The sequence below is a fragment of the Microbacterium sp. MRS-1 genome (genome assembly GCF_000585455.1).
GTDB classification, from domain to species: domain Bacteria; phylum Actinomycetota; class Actinomycetes; order Actinomycetales; family Microbacteriaceae; genus Microbacterium; species Microbacterium laevaniformans.
Map to the genome: position 1 here is coordinate 35,440 of NZ_JAUF01000030.1, position 25,954 is coordinate 61,393.

Sequence of the window (25,954 nt, forward strand, 5' to 3'; positions counted from 1 at the left end):
GGCGGCGTACGAGCCCCACCGCCCAAAACGCAAAACAGCCCCGGACTGTCCGGGGCTGATCTGGGTTTTTGGTAGCGGGAGCGGGGCTTGAACCCGCGACCTCACGATTATGAGTCGTGCGCTCTCACCAACTGAGCTACCCCGCCGCGCCGCACCCACACGGCGAGATGTGGATGCTGCGAGCCCCGAGTCAGGATTGAACTGACGACCCCTTCCTTACCATGGAAGTGCTCTGCCACTGAGCTATCGGGGCGTGCCACCCCTCGCGGGGCAACCAGAAAAGAATATCAGAGCCGGGGCGTCCGACAGAATCGGCTCAGCCGACGGTGTGGCCGGGCTTGGTGTGCTCGGCCAGCCACGGCATCGGGTCGATGCGGGTGGTGCCCCCCAGCAGCACCTCGAGGTGCAGGTGGGGTCCGGTCGACTTGCCGGTCTGTCCGACGCGGCCGATGACCTGTCCGGCGGTGACCTTGTCGCCCACCTTCACCTGCAGCGAGCCGTACTGCATGTGGCCGTAGCGAGTGGAGACGAGCTGGCCGTCGATGATGTGGTCGATCAGCACCGTCACACCGTAATCGCCACCGGACTCGGTCGCGATGCGCACGGTGCCCGCGGCGACAGCGTGGATCTCCGCGCCCTCACCCGGGGTCAGGTCGACGCCGTTGTGGGGGGTGGCGAACTCCGAGAGGTACGCGATGGACCCGAAGGCGGCCGAGATCGGCACCCCGACGGGGAACGGGTACTGGATGGGCGACGAGGGGTCGTTCACCCACGTGTTCGCGAACAGGCGCACGCCCGACTCGGCCGCAAGCTCCGACATCGACGTGACGTTGTAGCTTTCGGGTCGATCCAGCGCGGTCGGAGCATCGGTTCCCGAAGCGACGAACGCCTGGATCTGACCGGCATCCGAGCTCTTCGTCAGCTTCTGGCTGGCGGCGACGACGGTGGGCTGCGTGGCGGTGTTCGACGAGTCGGATGCCGAGGCGATCGCAGCCGCCGGCGTGGTCGTGCCCACGGCAAGCAGGCCGACGACCGCCATGACGCCCACCGAGAACGACGCCGCAGCCATTCGCTTGGCGATCGCCGCGCCACGCGGGCGGCGACGTGCGGCGACATGGACGACGGCCTCGGCAGCGGAAACCGGCTCCGCCGGCTCGGCAACGGCGGTCGAGGGACGCTGCACGGGCGTCTCCCCCGTGAAGGAGAACAGGCGGGCAGCGAACTCGAACTCGTCGAGGTCGCAGCTCTCGGATGCCGCGACGAACGCGGAATCGCTCGGGAGCTGGTCGGCGACCGGAGCGGGCACGGCATCCGCTTCGTGGTCCACGGCGGCGGCCGCCGTCACGGCGACCGCGGACGCATCTTCGGTGGCGACCGATTCGAACACGGCTCGCGCGGCACGGCGCAGACGCCGACGGGAGGCTTCGTCGGGCTGTGCGCCGACGACGGTTTCGGCGACGATCGCCGCAGCGACGTCGGCGACGACCGACTCGGCGAGGGAGGGCTCGGCGGGCGCGGACTCGACAGGCGCCTCGGGCTGCGTCACCTCGGCGACGGCGGCAGAAGCGACAGGGAGAACGTCGTCCGCGGGAGCGGCCTCGGCGGCGGCCTGGGCAGCCAGGCGACGGTATTCAGCGCGGGTCAGTGCACCCGGCCCGGTCGGCGTTGCGGCCGACTCGGTTCGTCGGCTGGCACGCCGCGAGGGCGTCGCATCGGCCGCGGGGGTGTCGGGGGTCAAATCACACAGGCTCTCGTCAGGCCGCGCGGAAGGGTGCTCCGCACGACGACGTACTACGGGCTTCGGATCGCTTCGCCGTTCGGGCCGGCAAAGATAACGATCGGGTAAACACTACATCGTGGTCGCTGGGAATGCCATGGACACACGGTCCACGTTCCTATCAACCCGCGGACGCCTCACACCTCCAGCAGCTCGCGCATCCGCGGAAACAGCTCCGGACCGGCCGCGATCGTCATCTCCGCACCGGGCGCGCCGCCCGGGCGACCGCCGACGATGCCGCCCGCCTCCGTCACCAGCAGCGCTCCCGCCGCGTGGTCCCACGGCTTGAGCCCGCGCTCGAAGTACCCGTCGAGCCGCCCGGCGGCGACGTAGGCCAGGTCGAGCGAGGCCGCGCCGGCGCGACGCAGGTCGCGGGCGAGCACCATCATCCGGCGCACCCGCGCCAGGTCGCCGTCGTGGGTGGCGGGGTCGTATCCGAAGCCGGTCGCGAGGAGGGCCCCGGCGTCCGTCACCGTCGACACGTGCAGAGGCTGATCGCCGAGCCAGGCCCCTCCACCGCGGTGCGCGTGGAAGAGCTCGTCGACGGCGGGGCTGTAGACCGCCGCGGCCTGTGCGACCCACGTCTCGGGCGTCGCCTCCCCGGTCACGGCGGCGATGCTGACCGCGTACTGCGGAATGCCGTAGGCGTAGTTGACCGTGCCGTCGATGGGGTCGACGATCCAGGTCACACCGCTCGTGCCGGGCTGCGGGTCGGACTCCTCCCCGAGAAAGCCGTCGTCGGGCCGGACTGCGGCCAGCCGGTCGCGGATGAGCTGCTCCACCTCGCGGTCGGCCTCGGTCACGATGTCGGCGAGGGTGGACTTGGTCGCCGCCACCGCGACGCCCTCGGCCCGGCGACGCCGCGCGAGCGCGCCGGCCTCCCGTGCGATGTCGACGGCGATCTCTTCCCACTGCGCGGCATCCACCATGCCTCCACGCTACGCGCACTACCGTGGCCTCATGAGCGCGCACTACGACGTCGTGATCGTGGGCGGCGGCCACAACGCCCTCACCGCCGCCGCCTACCTCGCCCGGGCGCGCAAGCGCGTCGTCGTGCTGGAACGGCAGGACCGCGTCGGCGGCGCCGCGGTGTCGGAGCAGCCCTGGGCGGGCGTGGACGCGCGCCTGTCGCGCTACTCGTACCTCGTGAGCCTGCTGCCCCGCACGATCATCGACGACCTCGATCTGCGCCTCGACCTGCGACGGCGCCGCTACTCGTCGTACACCCCCGACCCCGCCGACCCGTCCCGCGGCATCCTCATCGACAACGCGGATGCCGCGGCCACCACCGCGAGCGTCATCCGCACGACCGGTGACCTCCGCGAGGCGGAGCGCTTCGAGGCGTTCACCGACCGCCTCCTCCCGCTCGCTGCGACCGTCTTCCCCTCGGTGACAGAGCCCCTGCGCCGCGCGGGCGAGATGCTAGCGGAGGTCGCCGACACCGCGCTCTGGGACGCGCTCACGACGCGACCGCTGGGCGGCCTGCTGCGCGACGGGCTGGGCACCGACATCGCGCGCGGCATCGCCCTCACCGACGGTCTCATCGGCACCTTCTCCTGGGCCGACGATCCCTCCCTGCGCCAGAACCGCTGCTTCCTTTACCACGTGGTCGGCGGCGGCACCGGCGACTGGGACGTCCCCGTCGGCGGCATGGGCCGAGTGAGCGCCGCGCTCGAGAACGCGGCGCGCCGCGCGGGCGCCGAGATCCGCGTCAACGCGACCGTAAGCGCGGTCGCGCCCGGCGGCACCGTGACGCTCGCCTCGGGCGAGATCCTCACCGGACGCCTGGTTCTCAGCGGCGTGGGCCCCGCGGTGCTCGATCGGCTCCTCGGCGACGCGGCGGACCCCGCGGACGACGCGGCACCGGAGGGCGCGCAGCTGAAGGTCAACATGCTGCTGTCACGTCTGCCGCAGCTGCGTGACACGACGGTCTCGCCCGAAGCGGCCTTCGCCGGCACGTTCCACGTCAACGAGACGATGACCCAGCTCGACGACGCCTACGCGGCCGCGGTGGACGGCGGCATCCCGCGTCCCCTTCCCGCCGAGATCTACTGCCACTCCCTCACCGATCCGTCGATTCTCGGACCGGCTCTGCAGCAGTCGGGCGCGCAGACGCTCACCCTGTTCGGACTGCAGGTTCCGCACCGATTGGCTGCCGGTGTCACGAGCGCCGACTACCGGTCGACGCTCGTGGATGCCGCGACCCGCTCGCTCGACGCGGTGCTCGCCGAACCGCTCGCCGACTGCCTGTACGTCGCGCCCGACGGCTCGCCGTGCATCGAAGCGCGGACGACCACGGACCTGGAGGGATCGCTCGGCATGACCGCCGGCGACATCTTCCACGGGCCGTTGTCGTGGCCGTGGGCGGGCGACGACGAGCCGCTCGAGACGGCGGCCGAGCGCTGGGGCGTGGCGACGGCGCACGAGCGGGTGCTGATGTGCGGCTCGGGCGCGCGCCGCGGCGGCGCCGTCAGCGGCATCGGCGGCCATAACGCCGCGATGGCGGCGCTGGAGATGCTCGACTGACCCTCAGCTGTGCTGCTGGGGCGGCAGCGGCGGGGCCGGCGGGTACCCGTCGTGCCCCTGCGCGGCCGGAGCCGTCGGGGCGCTTGCGCCCTCCGTGAACCAGAAGCGTGCGCCGGGCGAGGGCTGACCCGTGTAGTAGGCGTTCCAGTCCGGCGAGCCGTCGGGGAACACCGGCAGCGGCGTGACGCCGTCGGCGAAGGTGGGCCACGGTGCGGATGCCGCCGGAGCGGGTGCCGGTGCCGGCGCGGGCGGCTGAGCCGGGGCAGCGGGCGCCGCCACGGGGAGTGGGGCCGAACCGTAAGGAGCCGCACCGTAGGGGGCGGCGAGGTGCGGGCGCGGACGCTTCGGGGCGAAGAGGGCGTTGACCAGCGGCAGGAGCGCCGTGCCCACCGCCGACAGGATCGCGAGCGCGACGACCACGCGCCAGTAGAGCGGACGGTAGGTGACGAACTCGTCGGTCATCAGCGGCAGCACGAGCATGACCATGAGGATGACGACGAGCCCGATGGTCACGTAGGTGACGATCGAGGTGAAGGTCGTCTGGTGCCGCTGGAACGCTTTGAGGAAGAGGCGTGCGTGCAGGAGAGCCCCCTGGATGATGAGCGCGATGACGATGAACTTGAACACGCGCTCGGCGCCGGCGCCGAAGTAGCCGCTGGTCGGCATCCAGATGAGGAACGCTCCCACCAGCAGGATGAGCACCCACGAGATCATGCTCGTCAGCGCGAGCCAGGTGGGCCGGTTCTGGGCCATGTTCGACTCGGCGATCGAGACGCCGGCGAAGCCGGCCAGCAGCAGGATCGTCAGGAACGCCTTACCCACGATGCCGTTCGAGTCGCCGATCAGTACCCACACCACGCACACGAGGGCGGCGGCGATCAGAGCGCCGATCGCGACCCAGATCGTCGCTCGCAGGATCTTGTTCGACTGCGGTGAACTCGTCGGTTCGGTCATGTCTCTCCCCTTCGTCGGGCATCCAGCCGTGCACCCATCCTGTCACGCGGGTGCGACGGCGCGAGAGTGTCGCTGCGCACGCGGGAAAGCGAAAGGCCCCGCATCTGCGGGGCCTTTCGGTGGGTGGCGAGTGAGGGATTCGAACCCCCGAAGTCGAAGACGGCTGATTTACAGTCAGATCCCTTTGGCCGCTTGGGTAACTCGCCAAGTGCGCACCCGCCCGGCTTTTGCAGTCGACCGGAGGCGCGATCAACCATCTTACCCGGCCGCACGCGTTCCGAAAAACCACGGGCCGCATCGCGCGCGTCAGAGCGGGGCCACGACCCGCTCCACGAAGGCCTCCACGCGATGGCGCGTCCCGTCGATGCGGCGGTCGACGCTGGCACGCACCTCGCTCGGCGCGAGCGGCGCCGCAAGGCGGACGTTCTCGTGGCAGCCCAGATCGGCGCAGATGTAGGTGCCGACGCTGTCGCCGCGATCCCCGGCATCCCCCGCCCGTCGCGCCGTGAACAGGGCGACCTGATTGCCGGGCTGCATCGTGTGGCAGAGGTTGCACATCGCCGCGCGCGGACGGGATCCGGATGCCGCGCGCAGCACGATCCCCGTGGGCACGCCGTCACGCTCGACGATCATGTAGCCCCGACCTCGGAAGTCCGGATCGGACCACGCGAGGAAATCGAGGTGATCCCAGTCCGCGAGCACGAGAGAGAGCGGAACGCCCACGCGGTCGAGCTCATCGGGTGTCGCGTTGACGAGGGCGGCGCGCACCTGGTTCTCCGTGAGCGGCTGCATCCGTCCAGTCTACGAAAGAGCCCGGCCGCGGGCGCGGGCTCGGCATCCGCTCGGCGTCCTGGGCCTGCTCGCACGGCCGCGGCTAGACTGCCACGCATGGCTGACTCCTCTTTCGACATCGTCTCCAAGATCGACCGCCAGGAGGCGGACAACGCGCTCAACCAGGCCCGCAAAGAGGTCGAGCAGCGCTACGACTTCAAGGGCACCGACGCGTCGATCGACTGGAGCGGCGAGGCGATCCTCATCAAGGCCAACAGTGAAGAGCGCGCGAAGGCCGTGCTGGACGTGTTCCAGTCGAAGCTGATCAAGCGGGGCATCTCCCTGAAGTCGCTCGAGTCGGGTGAGCCGCAGGCCTCCGGCAAGGAGTACCGCATCACCTCCACGCTCAAGGAGGGGATCTCCTCCGAGAATGCGAAGAAGATCACCAAGCTCATCCGCGACGAGGGACCCAAGTCGGTCAAGGCGCAGATCCAGGGCGACGAGCTGCGCGTGCAGTCCAAGTCGCGCGACGACCTGCAGGAAGTGCAGCGGATGCTGAAGGCGGCCGACCTCGACGTCGACCTGCAGTTCGTCAACTACCGGTAAGCCGGGCACCGGGGCGAAGCGGCTTGCTCGGCGCAGGCGATCTGCCGAGAACAGGCCGATCTGGGCCGTCTTTGCCTGCGCCGGGCAGATTGCCTGCGCCGGGGCGACGAGGCACCGGGGCGATGAGGGCGAGGGCACTCACCGGATTCATCACCGGGAACCGTAAGGTTTCGGCGTGCATGACATCCGACGACGCTCACGCCGCCTGGTAGCGGCGCCCGCGGTGACCGCGGTGACCGCCGCGAGAATGCTGCTTCTCGCAGGCTGCGGGTCTCAGGCCGCGGCCGCCCGAGGCCCTACCCGCGACCGAGACCGGGCACCAGCACCGGGGTGCGCTTCTTGTACTCCTGATAGGCCGGCTCGTCACCCCAGCGCGCGTCGGCGCGCTTCTCCAGCATCGGGAGACCGCTCACCCGCGTCAGCAGAAGGATCACGAACAGCGGCGAGATCACGGTGACCCACTGCCAGCCCACGGCCGCCGGCAGCGCGACGATCGCGACGCCGACCCAGACGAGGATCTCGCCGAAGTAGTTCGGATGCCGTGACCACGCCCAGACGCCCGAATCGATGAAGCGCCCCTTGTTGGCGGCATCCTTGCGGAACGCCGCCTTCTGCCCGTCGGCGACGACCTCGATGAGCAGGCCCACGAGCCACACCACGGCACCGACGATGATCCACACGTCGAGCCCGTCTGCCGTTGCGGCGGTGATGCCGACCCACGCGGCCGACGACGTGACGGCGACCCACAGACCCTGGATGATCCAGACCCGCAGGAACGCCAAAGGGTTGATCTTGATGTCATCGAAGCGGCCGTCCGCGCCCTGCGCGTGCACCCGCACGTACAGGAACACGGACAGCCGCACTCCCCACACGACGATCATGACGGCCAGCACCCACGCCCGCACCGAGGCCGGCGCGACCGCCGCCAGCAAGACGATCGCGACCAGTGCGAACGTCAGGCCTCCCGTGAGATCGAAGAACTTCTCGGTACGCAGCAGCGCCGCCGGAATGTAGGCGACGACCTGGATCGCGAATGCCACGACGACCGCGAGCGCGAACAGCGGGATGCCGCCCCACGATGCGCCGGCGCTTCCGCCGGCGACCGCGAGTGCTGCGCCGATGCCGAGCACGACGAGGATGGTGACGAGGATGGCGCCCGGGCGCTGTGACATGGGAGTTCTCCGGTTGAGGGGCGTAGGGCGGATCAGAGGTAGAGGGCGTCGATGGTGCCCGACTCGCGGTCGAGCAGCTGACGACGCCGGATCTTCAGCGTCGGTGTCACGATCTCGCGATCCTCGGCATCCGCGAAGACGAGCGCGAACCGTCGCACCTGCTCGCTGCGCGAGACCAGCGCGTTGGCTTCGTCGACGGCCCGCTGCACCTCTGCGCCGAGGTCGGGGTCATCCAGCGCCACGGCGCTGCCGCGTGCGGCGGTGACCGCATCCTGGTCGAGCACGATGAGTGCGGTCAGATACGGCCGCCCCTCCCCCACGGTCACCGCCGAAGAGATGACGGGGTGCTCTTCGATCGCCGCTTCCCACCGCGCGGGGGCGACGGTCTTGCCACCCGACGTCGTGACGACGTCCTTGACGCGTCCCTCCAGCACGAGACGGCCGCGCTCGTCGAGTCTGCCGAGATCACCGGTGCGGAAGAAGCCGTCGACGAAGGCGTCACGGTCATCGTGCGCGTTGCGATAGCCGGCGAACACACCGACACCCTTCGCGAGCACCTCGCCGTCGTCGGCGATGCGCACGGTCGAGCCGGGAAGCGGCACCCCGACGGTGCCCGAGCGGATGCGACCGGGAAGGTTGCCGGTGAGAGGCGCGGTCGTCTCGGTCAGCCCGTACCCCTCGATCACCGGAATGCCCATGCCGCGAAACAGCAACGACAGCCGCGACGGCAGCGTCGCACCGCCCGAGAGCACGTAGCCGATGCGCCCGCCCATGAGGCCGCGGATGCGACGGTAGAAGAGGGCGTCGAACACGCGGCGACGCAGCTCCAGGCTCCACGACGACGCGGGCCTCTCGCCGTCGTCGATCTGCTCCTCACGCCGTGCAAGCTCTGTGGCGGTGCGAACCGCGGCATCCCAGACCCGCCCGAGGTGCTTGTCGGCGGCCTTCGCCCCGGCCGCCGCGGCGATCTTCTCGAGAATGCGGGGCACGACCACGAGGAAGGTCGGGCGCAGCTCCGCGAGCGAGGCGACGACCTCCGACGGCTCCGAGAGATGAGCGATGCGCATGCCGCTGGCGAGACAGATCAGCTGCAGCCCCCGGGCCAGCACGTGCGCCAGGGGAAGGAAGATCACCGTGCTGCCGTCCGCGCGCACGATGTCGGAGTACGCGGCGGCGATGTTGAGCACCTGCCCGAGGAAGTTCTCGTGGCTGAGGACGACGCCCTTGGGCGTGCCGCTCGTGCCCGAGGTGTAGACGATCGTCGCGGGCGAGGTGGGGCCGGCATCCGTGCGGGCACGCTCGAGCGCGGCGTCGTCGACGAGGCCGCCGCGAGCGGCGAGGTCGGCCAGGCCACGCGTCAGGGACAGGACGGTCGGCACCCCGGCCGCCGTCAACGCGGACCGGGAGCGCTCGTCACCGAAGAAAGCGACACGCACGCCGGCGTCGGCGACGATCGCCGCGACCTGGCTCGGCGCGGAGGAGTCGTACACGGGCACGACGACGCCTCCCGCGAACCAGACGGCCAGGTCGGCGACGGCCCACTCGTAGCGCGTCGGGGCCATGATCGCCACGGCGTCGCCGGGTCGCAGGCCGTCGGCCAGCAGCCCCTTGGCGACCGCGCTCACTTCGGCGGCAAAGGCCGCTGTGGTCACCGGCCGCCACCGTTCTCCTTCGCGCACGTCGAAGGCGACGTGGTCGGGAGCCTCGTCGACCCGACGCGTCAGCAGGTCGGTCACATTGCGGTACGCCGACAGGTCGGCAAGCGGCGCAGTCGAGACTTCTCTCACGGACGGAGCTCTCCTTCGGGATGGGCGTAGCTGCCTCTTGTTCGGAGCCGTGGCCCGATCGGATCGGGTGTCCGCTCCAAGATCCTGCCACGCTCGCGCCCGACGCCCGGATGGGTTGCCGAAACGCCCGCCGACACGGTATGGAGGCTCTCGCCGCGTGCGCGACCGGATACGCTCGCAGAGTGAGCTCCTCCGCTGTCATGCCGCGGCTCCCGGCGCGCGCCGTCACCAGACGGGGAGGCCGATGACCATGCCGCACGACGACGGGCTCGAGGACTTCGCCGACCTGATGGCCTCGGCCCCCAGCGGTGCGCCGCACGTGTCGTTGTCCGCCGAGGATGCCGAGCGCCTGCGCCGGCGTCGGCGCCGCCGCCGCCGTGGCTGGCTGATCGCCGCAGGTGTCGTGCTCGCGATCGTCGCCGGCGCCGGCGGCTACACGGCGTGGGCCCTCTCGGCGCCGTTGCCCGCGCTCGAGACGACGACACGCGTTCCGACCGTGGCGCCGGGCGCCCCGGCAGCGCTGGCGATGCCCTCCGGACGGGCCGCCGCGATCTCGGTGGTCGGCGCCGCAGGCGATCTGGGGGCGGCGGGACTGCACGCGGTGAGCGGTGACGACCAGCCCCGACCGATCGCGAGCATCAGCAAGCTGATCACCGCGCTCGTCGTGCTCGACGCTCATCCGCTGCAGAGCGCCGACGACCCCGGTCCGACGATCACGTTCGACAAGGCCGACCACGACCTGTACGACCAGTACTACGTGCTCGGCGCGACCGTGGCCGCCATGCCGACCGGCAGCTCCATGTCGCTGCGCGACGCCTTGACCACCATGCTGCTGCCGTCGGCGAGCAACTATGCCGACGCGGTGGCGATGTGGGCCTTCGGCTCCCGTTCGGGCTACGTCTCCGCGACGCGCACGTGGCTCCAGGCTCACCAGCTGAACGGAACGACGATCGTCGAGCCCACCGGCATCGATGAGCGCAACACGAGCACGCCGAGTGATCTGCTCGCCATCGGACAGCTCGCCGCGGCCAACCCCGCCCTCGCCCGGATCACGTCGATGCCGTCAGCCACCGTCCCGACGGTCGGAGAGGTGGACAACACCAACGATCTGCTCGGCAGCGACGGTGTGACCGGGCTGAAGACGGGCAACCTCGGCGCCGGGACGTTCGCACTGCTCTACACCGCGACGAGCAACCCCGGACTGGGCGAACCGCTGAAGATCGTCGGTGTCTCGCTCGATGGACAGTCGCGGGAGCAGGTGGATGCCGATGTCACCACCGCGCTGCGCAGCGTCGCCGCCGGCGTGCACCTGGTGCCGGTCGCGAAAGCGGGAACACCGGTCGGCACGGTGACGAGCCCCTGGGGCGGGGAGGCGCAGTTGGTGCTGTCACGCGACGAGAGCCTGCTCACGTGGTCCGATACGCCGATCACCGCATCGATCACGCTGACGATTGCGCCGACCGGCCAGGACGGCCAGCAGATCGGCATCGCGACGTGGACCTCCGGCGGCCGCAGTGCCAGCGTCGCGGTGGCCGTGCGCGGAACGATCGCCCCTCCCGACGGCTGGTGGAAGCTGACCCATCCCTCGCTGATCGGCGGCCCGTCGCCGTCGCCGTCGCCGAGCGTGAGCCCGTCCCCGACTTCCACGCCCGGCGGCTGAGCGGACGGGTCAGCCGAGCGCGCCCGAGACGAGCCAGCGGCGCAGTGCGCCGTACGCGGCATCCCTCGGCTCCGGCGCCGACAGGAACACGTCGTGGATCGCGCCGTCGATGTGCGCGATCGTCACGAGCGGCCCCAGTCGCGTCGCCGCGCGGGCGATGTCGGCGACCACCAGCACGCTGTCGGTGGAGGTCATCTCCGGCGCCCACTGCAGCGGCGTCGTCGACGCGGCGGAGAGCAGGGTGAGCACCGGGGCGTCGATCGTCAGGCCGCCGGCGACCGCGGCATGACCCCGCATCACGGCGGCGAGCCAGCCCGGATGGGTGGGAAAGCCCCGCTCGGGACGCCAGCCTTCGGGGCTGTCGGGCAGTGTCCCCAGTTCGCGCTGCGCGCGCGTGTAGAAGCCGAGATCGACGACTGGGTGCGCGCCGAGAGGGTCGAAGCGTGCCCGCATCGCGATGATCGGGGCGATGGCCTGACGCCCGATCGCGCCCGTCTGCAGCTCCAGCCACGGACTGTTGAGCACGACGGCGGAGGCCGCGCCGCGATGCCGTGCCGCCCAGAGGCTCAGGGTGAGTCCTCCCGTCGAGTGCCCCAGCAGCACGAGCCGCCGGCCGCGATCGTGCGTGCCCATCGCGGCGAGGGCGGCGGCGATGTCGGGATCGTAGTCGTCGAGCGTCGTGACGTATCCGGGGATCTGCCCCGGGCGCAGGCTCCGGCCGTATCCGTGCAAGTCCAGGGCGTAGAACCGGGCACCGAGGCCCGTCCAGAAGCGCGCCAGCTCCGTCTGGAAGAAGTAGTCCGACCACCCGTGCACGTACAGCACGTCCACACCGTTCAACGGTCGCAGCCACGGCATCCGCGGGAGCGAGCGCACGAGGGTGGCGGGATCGGCGTCCGCGCCGAGCTCGAGCGTGAGCTGTTCGAAGCCCGGCCCGAGGATGTCTGCGACCCACTCGCCCGCCATGTCGCCAGCCTATCCGCGGCCCCTCTGTGGGGGGCGACGGTGATAGCGGAGGAGATTTCCGTTCGGGAGGACGGATGCCGCGGCAGCGACCTCCCGACGCGACATCTCCTCCCGGGCGGTTCAGCGCGCGAGGTGGAGTCCCTGGGCGACCGCACGCATGAGCACGTCCTGCACCTGCTCCCACTGATGGATCACCTGTCGATAGCCGACGCGGATCACGTGATACCCGAGCAGCATGAGGGCGGCATCGTGCGCGTTGTCGGCATCGCGCTGCGCTCCGACATGGTGGCCGCCGTCGATCTGCAGGACGAGCCGCTCGCCGATGAGCAGGTCGACGCGGTGGCCGGCGATCCAGATCTGGCGCCGCAGCGACAGACGCATCCACCGCAACCGGGGCACGACGATCGTCTCCAATCCCGAGTCGGACCAGACCTCCGCCGCCGCGAGCACACGGCGCGCACAGGCCGGAAGGCGAAGCCGTGCCAGCGCCGGGGCGCTGACCTCTTCCTTCCGCAGAGCCGACTCCCACACCGCCAACGCGACCTCGAACGGTTGGCACGCGGCGACCGCAGCGAGCACGTTCTCGGGAGCATCGACCAGTGCATCCGGATGCCGCGGCACCACCGGCCGCACCCAGTGCACGACCGCGGTGGCCGTCGGCGCCCTCCCGGCGTGAGCGTGAGCGGCGACGTGAACGCGCGCGTCGTCGTCGTGCACCCACCAGCCGCGCCGGCGCGCCTGCGTCACGCACGAGATCACCACGCCCGACCGTGCCGCCGCGGTCAGGTGCGGGTCGGCATCCGGTACGGCCAGCCAGCCGCGAGCCACGCGCACCAGCTCCCGCCGCGCCACCGCGCGGTCGAGCGCACCGCGCCCGTATCCGGCTCGAGCGATCCGATCGCTGCGGACCACGCCTCCGCGTGCACGGGCCCACGTCGCGGCATCCATGTGCGACATCGTGACCCGAGCCACAGCCGGCGACCCCGCGCGCCGCGGCATCCGTGCACAACCTGTCGCCTCGCCCCGCTGGGGAGGAGTCGAAGCAGGCCCACCCGTGCGCGCCAGCGGAGGAGATTTCCGTTCGGGAGGACGGATGCCGCGAAAACGACCTCCCGACGCGACATCTCCTCCCGAACCGACGGCTTACTCGCCGCGCGAGACCCGGACCATCTCGTCCCGGTCGACGACCTTGATGCGCGCACGCTCGTGCGGGGCGCCGAGAGCGACCTCGTGCTCGTCGAGGCGGTGCCACCCGTCCAGATCCGTCCAGGCGACGCCGCGCTCGGCCAGCAGGGCGGGGATCGCCTCCGGCGACGGGTCGGCGGGCTGCCACCACGACGCCTGGTCATTGATGAGGTGGCTGATCGTCTCCATCGCGTCCGACTTCGTGTGCCCGATGAGTCCGACCGGGCCGCGCTTGATCCAGCCGGTCGCATAGACGCCGGGCACGCGCTCGTTGGAGTCCTTGTGCAGCACCTGACCCTCGTGATTGGGGATCACGCCGTGCTTCTTGTCGAACGGCACGCCCGGCAGGGGCGATCCGAAGTAGCCGACGGCGCGGTACAGCTGCTGGATCGGCACCTCGCGCAGCTCGCCGGTGCCGATGACGCCGCCCTGACCGTCCGGACGGGTGCGCTCGTACACGAGAGCGGCGACGCGGCCGCTGTCGTCGGTCTTCACCTCGACGGGCTTGGCCCAGAAGTGCAGGTGCAGCCGGCGCGACGCCTCGCCGCCCGCGTTGTTGACGCCCGGCCGCTGACGCCACGACTGCAGCACCCGGTCGATGACCATGACCTGCTTGTTGCTGGCGACCGCGGTGCGCGACGCCTCGTCGTAGTCGAAGTCCTCGTCGTAGACGACCATGTCGACGTCGCGCAGCTCGCCGAGCTCGCGCAGCTCCAGCGGCGTGAACTTCACCTGGGCGGGGCCGCGTCGACCGAACACGTGCACGTCGGTCACCTGCGAGGCCTCCAGACCCGCCTGCACATTCGCGGGGATCTCGGTGACGAGGAGGTCTTCGGCGTGCTTGGCGAGCACACGCGCGACGTCGAGCGCGACGTTGCCGTTTCCGATCACGGCGACGGATGCCGCATCCAGCGGCCACTCGCGCGGGAAGTCCGGGTGGCCGTCGTACCAGCTGACGAAGTCGGCCGCGCCGAACGAGCCGGCCGCATCGATGCCGGGGATGTCGAGGTCGGCATCCTTGATCGCACCGGTGGCGAAGATGACGGCGTTGTAGTGCTGCTTCAGGTCGTCGAGGGTGAGGTCCTGACCGAAGCGGACGTTGCCGAAGATGCGGATGTCACCGCGATCGAGCACGTCGCGAAGGGCGGTGATGATCCCCTTGATGCGGGGGTGGTCGGGGGCGACGCCGTAGCGCACGAGTCCGTAGGGAGCGGGAAGGTGGTCGAACAGATCGATCGAGACGTCGAACTTGCGCTCGGCCTTCAACAGGATGTCCGCCGCGTAGATGCCGGCGGGGCCCGCGCCGACGATGGCCAGCCTCAGCTTGGTCATGGGTGTGTCCTTCGTGTTCATCCGGTCGTGGGGCGAGGGCCGGCAGGCCCGGGTCGAGACGCGATCAGCTGGAGCGGTCGACGATGACGTGGGCGAGTTTGACCAGCGCATCGCGCACGGGACCGGCCGGAAGCGGATCGATCGCCGCGATCGCGGCATCCGCCCACTCGTACGCCTTCGCACGGGTCTCGGCCGTCACGGCGTGCGTACGCAGCTGCTGCATCGCCTCATCGAGGATCGCGGGGTCTGCCCCGTCGGCGATGCGCGCCACGCCGTCGTCGATCGTGGCCTTCAGCGCGCGCGAGGCCGGGTCGGCGGCCCGGGCGAGAAGCAGGTAGGGCATGGTCGGCACGCCGGCGCGCAGGTCGGTACCGGGGACCTTGCCGGTCTCGGTGGGATCGTCGGAGAGGTCGATGACGTCGTCGAGCAACTGGAAGGCCACGCCGACCTTCTCGCCGTACTCCAGCGCGGGACGGCGGTACTCCGACGGCGCGTCCGAGAACAGGATGCCGGCCTGAGCGGATGCCGCGATCAGCGATCCGGTCTTGTCGGCCAGCACCTGGAGGTAGAAGTCGACGGGGTCCTCACCGGCCTGAGCGCCGACCGTCTCGTGCATCTGTCCGAGGACGAGACGCTCGAACGTGTCGGCCTGCAGACGGATCGCGCGTTCGCCGATCTGCGCCATGAGCTGGCTGGCGCGCGAGAACATGAGGTCGCCGGTGAGGATGGCGACGTTGTTGCCCCAGACGGCGTGGGCGCTGGGCACCCCGCGACGCACGTCCGCGCCGTCCATGACGTCGTCGTGATAGAGCGAGCCCAGGTGGGTCATCTCCAGGGCCGTGGCACCCGTGATGACGTTCTCTGTGGTGCCTTCGCCCAGCTGCGCGGTGAGCAGGGTGAGCATGGGCCGCACCCGCTTGCCGCCTGCCTCGTAGAGATAGCGGGTCGTGGCATCGGCGAGGGCGTCGCTGACGCGCAGCTCACGGGCGAGGGTGTCCTCGACGCGGTCGAGGCCGTCCTCGACGACGGCGAGCAGTTTGCGCATCCGGGGACCGGCGAGCACACGCTCGGCCAGACCGAGGTTGGCCGTCAATCGCGCACCGGCAGCGGAGGAGCTCGCAGTCACCCTCCCAGCCTACCCGCGGCCGTCGCACCCGCGGTCGCGGAGGCCGTTTCGACTCGGGTGCTGCGCGCCCTCGCTCAACGACCGGGAGTCGCTGTCTCGCCCGCTCGGTGAGCGAGGGCAGCGAGTCGAAACGGGGCTCAGACGAGCGGCTTGACCGCGCGGTGCAGCGCGACGATGCCGAAGGTGAGGTCGCGGTGGGCGACGCGGGTCCAGCCGGCGTCGCGGATCCACGACGAGAGCGTCACCTGGTCGGGCCAGTCCTTGATCGACTCGTTGAGGTAGTCGTACGCGTCGGCGTTCGAGCTCACGCTGCGCGCCACCGTCGGCAGGATCCGGTCGTTGTAGAACCGGTAGAGGCTCGCGAACGCGGGGTTCTGCGGGTGCGAGAACTCGCACACCAGCAGCATGCCGCCGGGGGCGGTCACCCGCAGCATCTCGGCGAGCGCCTTCTTCGGGTCGTTGACGTTGCGCAGGCCGAACGAGATGGTGACGACGTCGAACTCGCCGTCGGCGAACGGCAGCGCCATCGCATCGGCTTCGACGAAGGTGACGTTCGGCACGTGGCCGTGACGACGGCGGCCCTCGGCGATCATGCCCGGCGAGAAGTCGCCGGCCACCACCTCTGCGCCGCTGCGCGCCAGGGCGACCGAGCTCGCGCCGGTTCCGGCGGCGAGGTCGAGGATGCGCTGGCCGGGCCGCGGGGCAATGGCACGCGTCGTGGCGATGCGCCACAGCCGGTCGTTGCCGAGGCTCAGCACGGTGTTCGTGCGGTCGTAACCGGCGGCGACCTCGTCGAACATGCCGCTCACGCGGGACGGATCCTTGCCCAGGTCGGCGCGGTGTTCACTCACCCTTCGATCCTAGGCGCGCTCGCGGCAGCGCGGCAGCGCGGCGGCGCGGCAGCGCGGCGGCTCTCAGCGATGAGGCAGCGCCGCGAGAACGGCGAGCCAGCGCGCCGCCGTCGCCTGGTCGTACGGCGCCCGCTCGGCACGGACCTCGACCTCGAGCTCGAGGGCGACGCGTTCGAGGCGCTCGACGATGTCCAAGGGATACCCGTACTGCACGCGATGCTCGTCCCACTCGTCGCGGTCGTCGATCCAGATGCCGCGGCCGTCGCGGGCACGCACGACGTCGAGATCCATGTCGATGCCCGTGGGGCTCGGGATGCCGGCGGGGTCCGCCGCGGCATCCCACCGCAGATCCCACGCCACATCGATGTAGATCGCGATGCGCGGGTGGGTCGCGTTGAGGGTGGCGGCGTATTCGCCGCTCGGCGGGATCAGGGTGACGTTGTCGCCGTCGCTGACCGTGTCGACGCCCGGTCGGGCACTGCGCCAGCCGTCGCGCTGACCGACCCAGTCGCCGTGGACGTCGCTGCCGAGATACACGCACTCGTGCTCCCAGTGCGGCGCGCCGTCCCACTTGCGCCAGCGGAAGACGAGCGGGGTGCCGGGCGCGGGTCGATCGGTCATGGCGGGAGCCTAACCCGCCCTCACCTTCGGCGCCCGGCTGCGGCGTGCGCCCGGCGGATTAGGCTGATCGGGTGAGTTCCGCGCCGCTCTTGCCACCCCGCCTGCGCATCGTGAGCCGGGAGATCGCCGCGATCGACGACCTGCTCGAATACGCCGACCCGGCCAACCCCCTGGTGTGGGCGCGACGGGGATCGTGGCTCGTGGGCGTCGGCTCGGCGCTGCGCATGGAGGTGCCGGCGGCGGATGCCGCGACCCTCGCCGACCGCTGGCGCGCGGTTGCGGCGGCGGCGACGGTGGACGACCACGTCGGCGTTTCCGGCAGCGGCCTGATCGCCTTCGGCGCGTTGCCGTTCGACGTGCAGTCGGCCGCGACCGCGGTGCTGACGGTGCCGCGGATGACGATCGGCACGCGCGACGGCCGCACCTGGGTGAGCTGGGTGCTGCCCGACGACGGCGCCCCCGAGCCCGACGAGCCCCGCGCGATCGGCTACGGCCCGCACTGGTCGGCCGCGGTGGGACCCGGCGCGCTGACTCCGGAGGGCTATCAGGATGCGGTCCGTGCCGGGCTCGCCGCCATCGCCGCCGGAGAGGTCAGCAAGGTCGTGCTCGCTCGGGAGCTGGCCGGCACGGTTCCCGCCGGCGCCGACCTGCGCCGACTCGCACGCTCGCTCGCCTCCGCGTACCCCGACACGTGGGTCTACGCCGTGCACGGGCTCATCGGCGCGAGCCCCGAAACGCTCGTCACCGTCTCGGGCGGCCAGGTGACCGCGCGCGTGCTGGCCGGCACCGTCGCGCGGGGGTCGGGACCGGATGCCGATCGCGAGGCGGCGCTGCGCCTGGCGACGAGCGCCAAGGACCTCGCCGAGCACCAGTACGCCGTGCGCAGTCTCGTCGACGCCCTCTCGCCGCACGCGAGCGCGCTGGCGGCCGCGGAGCAGCCGTTCACTCTCGCGCTGCCGAACGTCTGGCACCTCGCGACCGATGTGGAGGCCACGACCGCCCCCGAGACCTCCGCCCTCGACCTGCTGGGGGTGCTGCACCCGACGGCGGCCGTCGCGGGAACGCCGACGGCCGCCGCCCTGGCCGCGATCCGTCGCATCGAGCCGTTCGACCGTGGCCGCTACGCCGGACCCGTCGGGTGGGTCGACGCGAACGGCGATGGCGAGTGGGCGATCGCGCTGCGCGGGGCCCAGTTCGATCTCGCGGCGGCGGATGCCGACGGCATCCCGTTCCGCGCGCACGCCGGCGCCGGGATCGTCGCCGGCAGCGACCCCGAGGCCGAGATGCTCGAGACCCGCGTGAAGTTCCGCCCGATCGTCGACGCCCTGGCGTAGGGCGCGCCCGGGGTCAGCTGTCGGCGAGGCGTTTCTTCTCGGCCGCGACGTCGAAGTCGGCGGCGGGCCAGTGCGGATCGATGTCTTCGAGGGCATCCAGCAGGAGCGCCTGGACGGCCAGACGCGCGTACCACTTGCGGTTCGCGGGCACGACGAACCACGGGGCTTCGGGCGTCGAGGTGCGCTCGAACACCGTCTGGTAGGCCGCCATGTACTCGTGCCACAGGCGGCGCTCATCGACGTCACCGGGGTTGTACTTCCAGTGCTTGTCGGGCCGCTCCAGCCGCTCCCCCAGCCGGCTCTTCTGCTCGTCGGCGGAGATGTGCAGCATCACTTTGACGATGCGGATGCCGCGATCGACGAGCCCCTTCTCGAAGGCGACGATGGCGTCGTAGCGGCGCTCGATCTCGTCGGCAGGCGCGAACGCCCGCACCCGGCCGATGAGGACGTCCTCGTAGTGCGACCGGTCGAACACCCCGATGAAGCCGGGTGCGGGCACACGCTTCTCGATGCGCCACAGGAAGTCGTGCGCGAGCTCCTCGGGCGTCGGCTTCTTGAACGCGGCGAGCGCGACGCCCTGCGGATCGACCGATCCGACCACGTGGCGGACGATGCCGCCCTTGCCCGCGGAGTCCATCGCCTGCAGCACCAGCAGCACTGCCGGAGCGCCCTCTTCGACACGGCTCTGCGCGTAGAGGCGCTCCTGCAGCTCATCGAGCTCGTCCGCACCCGCCTCGAGGTCGCTCTGCCCCTGGTCTTTGTCGCCGTCGTAGCCCGGAGTGGATGCCGGATCGAGGTCGGCGAGACGGAAACCCGGGTCGGCGCGCAGGAGGTCGGCGGGATCGGCGTTCCAGTTCTTCTGGCTTTTCGCGGTCATCCCCACATCATGGCGCGGGCAGGCGGAGAGGGCCAGGACGTTCAGCGCGCGAGGGCGACTTCGATGATCTGTCGCCCGACGACGCGGGCGGTGAGGGCCTGGTCGAGCTCGGCGCGCGTGGCGACGCGCACGTACTCCCAGCCGTACGCGGCGGCCAGCGGGGCCAGATCCACGTCCTGCGGCGTGTAGAGCACGCGTTGCATGGCGTCGGGCCCGGCGATCTCGGCGACCTCGAGGCCGTCGAAGATCGTGCCCCCGCCGTCGTTGCCGACGACGACCTGCAGCCGCGGCGCCGTCTCGCCGACCGGCAGCAAGAGCGCCCCCACGTCGTAGAGGAACGCGAGATCTCCGGTCAGCACGCGGGTCACGCCGACGTCGCCGCCGGCCTGGCTCGCGATCGCGATCCCCATGCCGGTTGCGATGGTGCCGTCGATGCCGGCGAGACCGCGGTTGGCGTGGACCGGCACCTTCTTGCCGGCGAGCACGCCGTCAGCCACACGCACGAGGCGCGACGAAGCGAAGAACAGGCGGTCGTGCGGCCAGGTCGCCCGCCACACGGCATCGACGAGTCCCGCGCGGTCGATCCGGGCGCGCGCGACGGCGAGCTCGGACGCGATGGCGCCGAGGCGTTCGGCCGGCACCGCGGACGACAGCGCGGCGGCATCCGGAGCCGGCGGGGCGAGATCGACGGCCGCCGCGCGCGAGGCCCGCATCCAGGCGCCGAACCAGTCGCGGTCCATGTCGCCGACGGCGGCCACGACGGCGTCGACGGATGCCGAGACGCCGTTGAGGTTCAGGGGCTCTCCCGGCCCGCGCACGGCGAGCACCTCGACCTCGGCACGCGACAGCAGCGCCGTGACCTCGCGCGTGAGCGTCGGATGGCCGAAGACGACGGCGCGCTCGATGCGGCCGCCGAGCTCCGGGTCGCGCAGCAGCCCGCGGTAGCCGTGGACGACGTTACGGCCGAAGCGGGCGCCGCTGACGATCTCGGCGATCAGCGGCCAGCCGCCCGCGTGCGCGAGCGCCTCGGCAGCGGGGCCGGCATCGGCCCCGGCGATCACCACGGTGCGGGGGCCACGCACCAGCACGTGCGGATCGACCTCCGGGTCGGCGGGATGGTTCGCCTCGCCGATGCCGCCGCCGCCCTGGTAGAGCGCTCCCGACGGCTCGGTCGCGCTCAGCTCGTCGCCGGCGACGTCGGGGCCGAGCGCGGGTGCGGGAAGGTCGAGCTCGGTAGTGCCCAGCCACGACGGCAGCACACCGGCGAGGGGCTCACGCAGCGGCAGGTTGAGGTGCACCGGTCCGGCCTGCCTCGTGCCCGCGCCGAGGGCGGCCGCGACCGCGTCCTCCGCGACCCGGCGGAGTATCATCGACTGCTCGCCGGTACCGTCCGCATCGAGCGCGTCGGGCACGGGCAGGTCTTCTTCCAGACGCATGTTCGGCGCGAACATTCCGGGCTGGCGCGTCGTCTGATTGGCGCCGACGCCGCGCAGCTCGGGAGGACGGTCGGCCGTGAGCAGCAGCAGGGGCACGCCGGCGTGATGCGCTTCGAGAGCCGCGGGCAGCAGATTCGCGACCGCGGTGCCGGAGGTGCACACGACGGCGGCGGGCATGCCGGACTCGCGGCCGATGCCGAGCGCGGTGAAACCGGCGACGCGTTCGTCGATGCGCACGTGCACGCGTACGTCGCCGCGACTCTCCAGCTCGGCGGCGACCAGGGCAAGCGCCTGAGAGCGCGAGCCGGGGCTGACGACGATGTGGGCGACCCCGAGTTCCGCCAGGCGTCCGAGCAGGGCGGCCGCGGCATCCGTCGCCGGTGCACGACCGGCGAGAGCGCTGTCGTCCATGTCAGGCGACGCTGCCGCGACGGTGCTCGTCCGGGTCGTCGTCGCCGCTCACCGGCGGATGCGGCCGCGGGCCGCGGTCGGGATCGGGCCCCTCGGCGTCGAGGGCGGCGAGCTCCTCTTCGAGGCGACGGATGCGCTCGTCCTGATCAGCGATCGAGACGCTGCGCAGGCTCCCGAGGAAGTCGGGGTTGTCGTCGGGTGCGCGGAAAGCGTTCTGGGGCCGCGCTCGGCCGCGACCGACCACGAACCACATCAGGCCGCCGATGACCGGAAGCAGCACGACGATGACGATCCACAGCGGCTTGCTGACGCCGCGGTGACGCGTGGGCGGCTGCAGGGCGCAGTCGACGATGCTGTACACCCAGAAGGCGATCAGCAACAGCGCCAGAGGCAGCAGAATGCGCACCACCCTTCCATCTTAGGCGGCGCGAACACTGCGAGATCCGAGGTCGGCGGCGCGACGCCGCGCGCGTAGGCTGGACGTATGCGTGTCCGTTCGGCCCTCGTCTACACCGTCCTTCGTCTGCTGGTGTTCGTCGTGCCGTTCGCGATCATGATGCTCTTCCCGATCATGCGCGAGTACTACTGGCTGTCGGCGATCTTCGCCGCGCTCATCGGGCTCAGCCTCTCGGTGCTCTTCCTGCGCCGCCCGCTCGACGATCTGACCGCCGGTCTCGCCGCGCGGCGCCGCACCCGTCGCGACCGCGACGAGGACGCCGAGGATGCCGCGGCCGACCAGGTCACCTCGACGCCCTCGGAGTGAGCTCCTCGGCCGCCCCGCGAGGGCGTGTGCTCAGCCGGTGAAGGCCCAGTAGAGCAGCAGCGACAGGGCCAGCGAGGTCAGCGAGGTCAGCCCCAGCGCGACGACCAGCTCGCGCGGTGCGCGGTACGTCCAGACGATCAGCACGGCGCACGCCGCGGGGATCAGCGCGAGCATCGCCAGCCATGCCAGCGGGTAGAACACCGCGAGGATGGCGACGAGGGCGAAGGCGATGACGACGAGCACCGTGAACAGCACTTGCGTGGCGCGCCGACCGATGCGCACGGTGAGGGTGCGCTTGCCGGCGAGACGGTCCTGATCGATGTCCCGAAGGTTGTTCGCCAGCAGCACGGCGCAGGCCAGCAGGCCGGCGATCACGGCGCCGAACCAGCTCTCCTGCGGCACCGTGCCGATCTGCACGAACGTGGTACCCACCGTGGCGACGAGACCGAAGAACACGAAGACGAACAGCTCGCCCAGTCCCGCGTAGCCGTAGGGACGCTTGCCGCCGGTGTAGAACCACGCGGCGACCAGGCAGGCGGCGCCGATGAGCGCCATCCACCAGTAGCCGGTGCGGACGATGATGGCCGAGCCCGCTGCCGCGGCGATCGCGAAGAAGACGAGGGCGACCGTGAGCACCGTGCGCGGCTTCGCCCGGCGCGAGGCGGTGAGTCGGGCGGGACCGACCCGATGGTCGTCCGTGCCGCGGATGCCGTCGCTGTAGTCGTTCGCGTAGTTGACGCCGATCTGAATCGCCACCGCCACGACCAGGCAGCACAGGGCCAGCACCCAGCGCAGCGGCGTCCCGTCGAGACGAGCCGCCCCCGTGCCGATGACCACGGGCGCGACGGCGAGCGGGAGCGTCCGTAGGCGCGCGGCGCCGATCCAGTCGCGCGCGGTGGCCCGTGTCACGTGCGCGGGATCGCCCGACACACGCGCGCGCTGCGGATTGCCGCGCGGCTTCTGCTTCGCGTGATGCGCCGCGCGCGACTTCTTCTTCCGGGTGCTGCCTGCCACGCCAGAATCCTATGCCCGGATGGGCATAGATCCGCTGTGACGCCGGCGGCCCGCATCAGCGGCTGTCGCCGGAGCTCTCCGCCCACGTGCGCGCGAGCGCCGTGAGGGCGGCCCGGTCGGGCTTACCGCTGGGGAGCGTCGGCAGTCGCGGCACCCGAAGGATGGCACGCGGCCGCGCCGGGGCGCCGAGCTCATCGCCGACGAGGTCGCGGACGGCCGGCAGGTCGGCATCGACCGGTGCATCCGACGATGAGGCGCCGACCGCGACGACGATCGACGCCTCACCCCAGCGCTCGTCGGCGACCGGCACCACGACCGCGTCGACGAATCCGGGCAGGGTGCGGACGATCCGCTCGACACGGTCGAGCGAGACGTTGACTCCACCCGACACGATGACGTTGTCGCGGCGGCCGGTGACCGTCAGCCGACCGTCGAAGCGACCGGCGTCGCCGGTGCGGTACCAGCGCACACCCGCGTCGTCGCGCACGAACGCGGCGGAGGTGCGCTCCGGCTCGCCGAGGTAGCCGTCCGCGAGTGTCGGCCCCGACACGTGCACCTCCCCGTCGACGATGCGCACGCCCACGCCGTCGAGCGGGATGCCGTCGTACACGCAGCCGCCGGCCGTCTCACTCGATCCGTACGTGCGCACGATACGGATGCCGGCCTCGTTCGCGCGCGCGGCGAGCGCCGGCGGCAGGGCCTGCCCACCCACGAGCACCGCCGCGAAGCCGGCGAGCGCGCGGCATCCGGCGGGCTCGTCGAGAAGCGTCTGCAGCTGTGCGGGGACGAGCGAGGTGAACGTCGGCACCCGCTCGCCCCCGCGACTGGACGCCATCGAGGATGCCGCCGCCACGAACGACGCGGTACGAAACGGTCCCGCGACGACAGCAGGCTCGTTGCCTGCGACGAGCGCGCGCACCAGCACCTGCACACCGGCGATGTAGCCGGGAGCCAGCGCGAGCAGCCACGATCCGCTGCCGATGCGCGCGGCCGTCGCCATCGCCGACGCCGTCAGCGCCGACCGGCTGAGCGCGACGGCCTTCGGGTAGCCGCTGGAACCGGACGTGGTGACCACCACCGCCGTCCCGGCCGGCACCTCCCGAGGCAGGTCGTCCTCTCCGCCGAGCGCGATCGCGGGCCCGGCGCCGAGCACCGCCGAGCGCAGACCGCGCAGCACCGCGCGGGCATCCGTCGCGTCGACCCTCTCCAGGCGCACGTTCGTCTCCGGGGAGGTCAGTAGTGGTACGGGTACGGCGACCAGTCGGGATCGCGCTTCTGTAGAAAGGCATCGCGGCCTTCGACGGCTTCGTCGGTGCCGTACGCGAGTCGGGTCGCCTCCCCCGCGAACACCTGCTGACCCACCATCCCGTCATCGATCGCGTTGAACGCGAACTTCAGCATGCGGATCGCCGTCGGCGACTTGCCGAGGATCGTCCGCGCCATCGCGACCGCCTCGCGCTCGAGTTCCGCATGCGGCACGACGCGATTGACCGCACCCATCTCGTAGGCACGGGCGGCCGAGTACTCCTCGGCGAGGAAGAACACCTCACGGGCGATCTTCTGGCCGACCTGGCGGGCCATGTACGCCGAGCCGTAACCCGCGTCGAACGATCCGACATCGGCATCCGTCTGCTTGAAACGGCCGTGCTCGGCGCTCGCGATCGACAGGTCGCACACGATGTGCAGCGAGTGCCCTCCGCCCGCGGCCCACCCCGGGATCACCGCGATGACGACCTTCGGCATGAAACGGATGAGGCGCTGCACCTCGAGGATGTGGAGGCGACCGGCGCGTGCCGGGTCGGGAGCGGTCGCGTCGTCGGCGGCGTACGTGTAGCCATCGCGACCGCGGATGCGCTGGTCGCCACCCGAGCAGAACGCCCAGCCGCCGTCCTTCGGGCTCGGACCGTTGCCCGTCAGCAGCACGACCCCGATGCGCGGGTCCTGGCGGGCGATGTCGAGGGCGCGGTAGAGCTCGTCGACGGTGTGCGGGCGGAAGGCGTTTCGCACCTCGGGACGGTCGAACGCGATGCGCGCGATGCGACCGTCGCGCGAGACGTGCGCCGTGATGTCGGTGTACGCGTCCGCACCCGCAGCGAGCATCCACTCCGCGGGATCGAACAGCTCGGAGACGAAGGAGTCGGTCACCCGCCCAGCCTACGCGCGGGGGCCGTGATCCGGCCGGGACGCACCTGCCGCTCCCCTACGCTGGAGCGGTGACGTCGACTCCCCGCATCCTGACCCTGCTCGCCGCCGGCACCCTCGCGCTCGGCCTGTCCGCCTGTGCGTCGACCGGTGGTGCTGGCTCATCGCCCACGCCCACACCGACTCCGACCAGCACCGCCTGCACCGGATCGGAGGGTGTCACGCTGACGGTCGATTCGTCGGCACTCAAGGGCGGCTCGTCCGAGACCTGGTGCATCATCGGGACGGGTCCCGTGACGATCTCGAACGCGCTGACGTACGTCGGCACGACCATCGAGGGCACGAAGCAGTACGGCGACCAGGTCATCTGCCGCGTCAACGGGCTGCCCTCGGCATCCGAGCCGGTCGGCTCGACGAAGGACCCCGCGTACATCGAGAAGTGCGAATCGATGCCCGCGGCCTTCGCGTACTGGGCTCTGTGGACCAAGACCGACGGCGGCACCTGGGACTATGCGCAGGAGGGCCTGTCGACGCTGACGGCGCAACCGGGTGAGAGCGTCGAGCTGCTCTTCACCCTCGACGGTGTCCCCGCCTCACCGGCGGCGTGAACGCGACCGCCGCTGATCGCTGCCGACGCGCGTAA

Annotated in this window: 24 protein-coding genes and 3 tRNA genes; 6 read left to right on the top strand and 21 right to left on the bottom strand. The window is 71.3% G+C overall.

Annotated elements, in window-relative coordinates; all coding sequences use genetic code 11:
* Positions 1-69: 69 nt before the first annotated feature.
* The 4 genes from AS96_RS06820 to AS96_RS06835 form a co-directional block, all read right to left on the bottom strand.
* A tRNA-Met gene (locus tag AS96_RS06820) sits at positions 70-146 on the bottom strand.
* A gap of 35 nt (positions 147-181) precedes the next feature.
* Positions 182-253: transfer RNA gene (locus tag AS96_RS06825), tRNA-Thr, on the bottom strand.
* A 63-nt stretch (positions 254-316) separates the two neighbouring features.
* Complete coding sequence (locus AS96_RS06830) at positions 317-1,738, bottom strand: M23 family metallopeptidase (RefSeq protein WP_036287371.1); 1,422 nt, start codon at positions 1,736-1,738, stop codon at positions 317-319.
* Between the two features lie 176 nt (positions 1,739-1,914).
* Entirely contained in the window at positions 1,915-2,706 is a 792-nt protein-coding gene (locus AS96_RS06835; protein WP_036287374.1) for an inositol monophosphatase family protein, read from the bottom strand.
* Between the two features lie 31 nt (positions 2,707-2,737).
* On the opposite strand from AS96_RS06835, the gene AS96_RS06840 reads away from it, so the two are divergent.
* Positions 2,738-4,303, top strand: coding sequence for a phytoene desaturase family protein (locus tag AS96_RS06840; protein ID WP_036287579.1), 1,566 nt, complete (start codon positions 2,738-2,740; stop codon positions 4,301-4,303).
* Positions 4,304-4,306: 3 nt separating this feature from the next.
* On the opposite strand, the gene AS96_RS15460 is transcribed toward AS96_RS06840, so the two are convergent.
* The 3 genes from AS96_RS15460 to AS96_RS06855 all read right to left on the bottom strand — a co-directional run bounded on the left by AS96_RS15460 (position 4,307) and on the right by AS96_RS06855 (position 6,049).
* Positions 4,307-5,257: a hypothetical protein gene (locus AS96_RS15460; protein WP_036287377.1), complete on the bottom strand. Its 951-nt coding sequence runs from the start codon at positions 5,255-5,257 to the stop codon at positions 4,307-4,309.
* Between the two features lie 124 nt (positions 5,258-5,381).
* Positions 5,382-5,463: transfer RNA gene (locus AS96_RS06850), tRNA-Tyr, on the bottom strand.
* A gap of 100 nt (positions 5,464-5,563) precedes the next feature.
* On the bottom strand, positions 5,564-6,049 hold the full coding sequence (locus AS96_RS06855; protein WP_036287381.1) for an FBP domain-containing protein: 486 nt from the start codon (positions 6,047-6,049) through the stop codon (positions 5,564-5,566).
* A 96-nt stretch (positions 6,050-6,145) separates the two neighbouring features.
* Here AS96_RS06855 and AS96_RS06860 point away from each other — a divergent pair, with 96 nt between their 5' ends.
* Positions 6,146-6,634, top strand: a complete 489-nt coding sequence (locus tag AS96_RS06860; RefSeq protein WP_005049876.1) for a YajQ family cyclic di-GMP-binding protein — start codon at positions 6,146-6,148, stop codon at positions 6,632-6,634.
* Positions 6,635-6,930: 296 nt separating this feature from the next.
* On the opposite strand, the gene AS96_RS06865 is transcribed toward AS96_RS06860, so the two are convergent.
* The gene (locus tag AS96_RS06865; protein WP_036287383.1) at positions 6,931-7,806 is read right to left on the bottom strand and encodes a DUF1295 domain-containing protein; all 876 of its coding nucleotides are present in this window, start codon (positions 7,804-7,806) and stop codon (positions 6,931-6,933) included.
* A gap of 32 nt (positions 7,807-7,838) precedes the next feature.
* A complete protein-coding gene (locus AS96_RS06870; protein WP_036287386.1) occupies positions 7,839-9,593 on the bottom strand; it encodes an AMP-dependent synthetase/ligase in 1,755 nt (584 codons plus the stop codon).
* Positions 9,594-9,837: 244 nt separating this feature from the next.
* On the opposite strand from AS96_RS06870, the gene AS96_RS06875 reads away from it, so the two are divergent.
* Positions 9,838-11,253, top strand: coding sequence for a D-alanyl-D-alanine carboxypeptidase family protein (locus tag AS96_RS06875; protein WP_051498781.1), 1,416 nt, complete (start codon positions 9,838-9,840; stop codon positions 11,251-11,253).
* A 9-nt stretch (positions 11,254-11,262) separates the two neighbouring features.
* Here AS96_RS06875 and AS96_RS06880 read toward each other — a convergent pair whose 3' ends face one another.
* The 6 genes from AS96_RS06880 to AS96_RS06905 all read right to left on the bottom strand — a co-directional run bounded on the left by AS96_RS06880 (position 11,263) and on the right by AS96_RS06905 (position 17,334).
* The gene (locus tag AS96_RS06880) at positions 11,263-12,219 is read right to left on the bottom strand and encodes an alpha/beta hydrolase (protein ID WP_036287390.1); all 957 of its coding nucleotides are present in this window, start codon (positions 12,217-12,219) and stop codon (positions 11,263-11,265) included.
* 120 nt (positions 12,220-12,339) lie between these two features.
* Entirely contained in the window at positions 12,340-13,167 is an 828-nt protein-coding gene (locus tag AS96_RS06885) for a type IV toxin-antitoxin system AbiEi family antitoxin domain-containing protein (protein WP_036287395.1), read from the bottom strand.
* Between the two features lie 195 nt (positions 13,168-13,362).
* On the bottom strand, positions 13,363-14,736 hold the full coding sequence (locus tag AS96_RS06890) for an FAD-dependent oxidoreductase (RefSeq protein WP_036287397.1): 1,374 nt from the start codon (positions 14,734-14,736) through the stop codon (positions 13,363-13,365).
* Between the two features lie 64 nt (positions 14,737-14,800).
* A complete protein-coding gene (locus AS96_RS06895; RefSeq protein WP_036287399.1) occupies positions 14,801-15,862 on the bottom strand; it encodes a polyprenyl synthetase family protein in 1,062 nt (353 codons plus the stop codon).
* Between the two features lie 137 nt (positions 15,863-15,999).
* The gene (locus AS96_RS06900; protein WP_036287402.1) at positions 16,000-16,713 is read right to left on the bottom strand and encodes a class I SAM-dependent methyltransferase; all 714 of its coding nucleotides are present in this window, start codon (positions 16,711-16,713) and stop codon (positions 16,000-16,002) included.
* A gap of 63 nt (positions 16,714-16,776) precedes the next feature.
* Positions 16,777-17,334, bottom strand: a complete 558-nt coding sequence (locus AS96_RS06905; RefSeq protein WP_036287405.1) for a hypothetical protein — start codon at positions 17,332-17,334, stop codon at positions 16,777-16,779.
* 71 nt (positions 17,335-17,405) lie between these two features.
* On the opposite strand from AS96_RS06905, the gene AS96_RS06910 reads away from it, so the two are divergent.
* Positions 17,406-18,668 (top strand): isochorismate synthase, encoded by a 1,263-nt coding sequence (locus AS96_RS06910; protein WP_036287408.1) that lies wholly within the window; start codon positions 17,406-17,408, stop codon positions 18,666-18,668.
* Between the two features lie 13 nt (positions 18,669-18,681).
* On the opposite strand, the gene AS96_RS06915 is transcribed toward AS96_RS06910, so the two are convergent.
* The 3 genes from AS96_RS06915 to AS96_RS06925 are packed head-to-tail and all read right to left on the bottom strand — an operon-like array spanning position 18,682 to position 21,801.
* A complete protein-coding gene (locus AS96_RS06915; RefSeq protein ID WP_036287411.1) occupies positions 18,682-19,545 on the bottom strand; it encodes a polyphosphate kinase 2 family protein in 864 nt (287 codons plus the stop codon).
* Positions 19,546-19,586: 41 nt separating this feature from the next.
* Entirely contained in the window at positions 19,587-21,392 is a 1,806-nt protein-coding gene (gene menD / locus AS96_RS06920) for a 2-succinyl-5-enolpyruvyl-6-hydroxy-3-cyclohexene-1-carboxylic-acid synthase (RefSeq protein ID WP_036287414.1), read from the bottom strand.
* Between the two features lies 1 nt (position 21,393).
* Entirely contained in the window at positions 21,394-21,801 is a 408-nt protein-coding gene (locus AS96_RS06925) for a PLD nuclease N-terminal domain-containing protein (protein ID WP_036287418.1), read from the bottom strand.
* A 75-nt stretch (positions 21,802-21,876) separates the two neighbouring features.
* On the opposite strand from AS96_RS06925, the gene AS96_RS06930 reads away from it, so the two are divergent.
* The gene (locus AS96_RS06930; protein WP_036287421.1) at positions 21,877-22,155 is read left to right on the top strand and encodes a DUF4229 domain-containing protein; all 279 of its coding nucleotides are present in this window, start codon (positions 21,877-21,879) and stop codon (positions 22,153-22,155) included.
* A gap of 30 nt (positions 22,156-22,185) precedes the next feature.
* On the opposite strand, the gene AS96_RS06935 is transcribed toward AS96_RS06930, so the two are convergent.
* Genes AS96_RS06935 through AS96_RS06945 form a run of 3 tightly spaced genes read right to left on the bottom strand, consistent with a single transcriptional unit; the run spans position 22,186 to position 25,314 of the window.
* Positions 22,186-23,169: a 1,4-dihydroxy-2-naphthoate polyprenyltransferase gene (locus AS96_RS06935; protein ID WP_036287423.1), complete on the bottom strand. Its 984-nt coding sequence runs from the start codon at positions 23,167-23,169 to the stop codon at positions 22,186-22,188.
* 55 nt (positions 23,170-23,224) lie between these two features.
* Complete coding sequence (locus AS96_RS06940) at positions 23,225-24,385, bottom strand: AMP-binding protein (protein ID WP_036287426.1); 1,161 nt, start codon at positions 24,383-24,385, stop codon at positions 23,225-23,227.
* Positions 24,386-24,402: 17 nt separating this feature from the next.
* Positions 24,403-25,314 (bottom strand): 1,4-dihydroxy-2-naphthoyl-CoA synthase, encoded by a 912-nt coding sequence (locus tag AS96_RS06945; protein ID WP_036287428.1) that lies wholly within the window; start codon positions 25,312-25,314, stop codon positions 24,403-24,405.
* A 68-nt stretch (positions 25,315-25,382) separates the two neighbouring features.
* Here AS96_RS06945 and AS96_RS06950 point away from each other — a divergent pair, with 68 nt between their 5' ends.
* The gene (locus AS96_RS06950; RefSeq protein WP_036287430.1) at positions 25,383-25,919 is read left to right on the top strand and encodes a hypothetical protein; all 537 of its coding nucleotides are present in this window, start codon (positions 25,383-25,385) and stop codon (positions 25,917-25,919) included.
* Positions 25,920-25,954 lie beyond the last annotated feature (35 nt).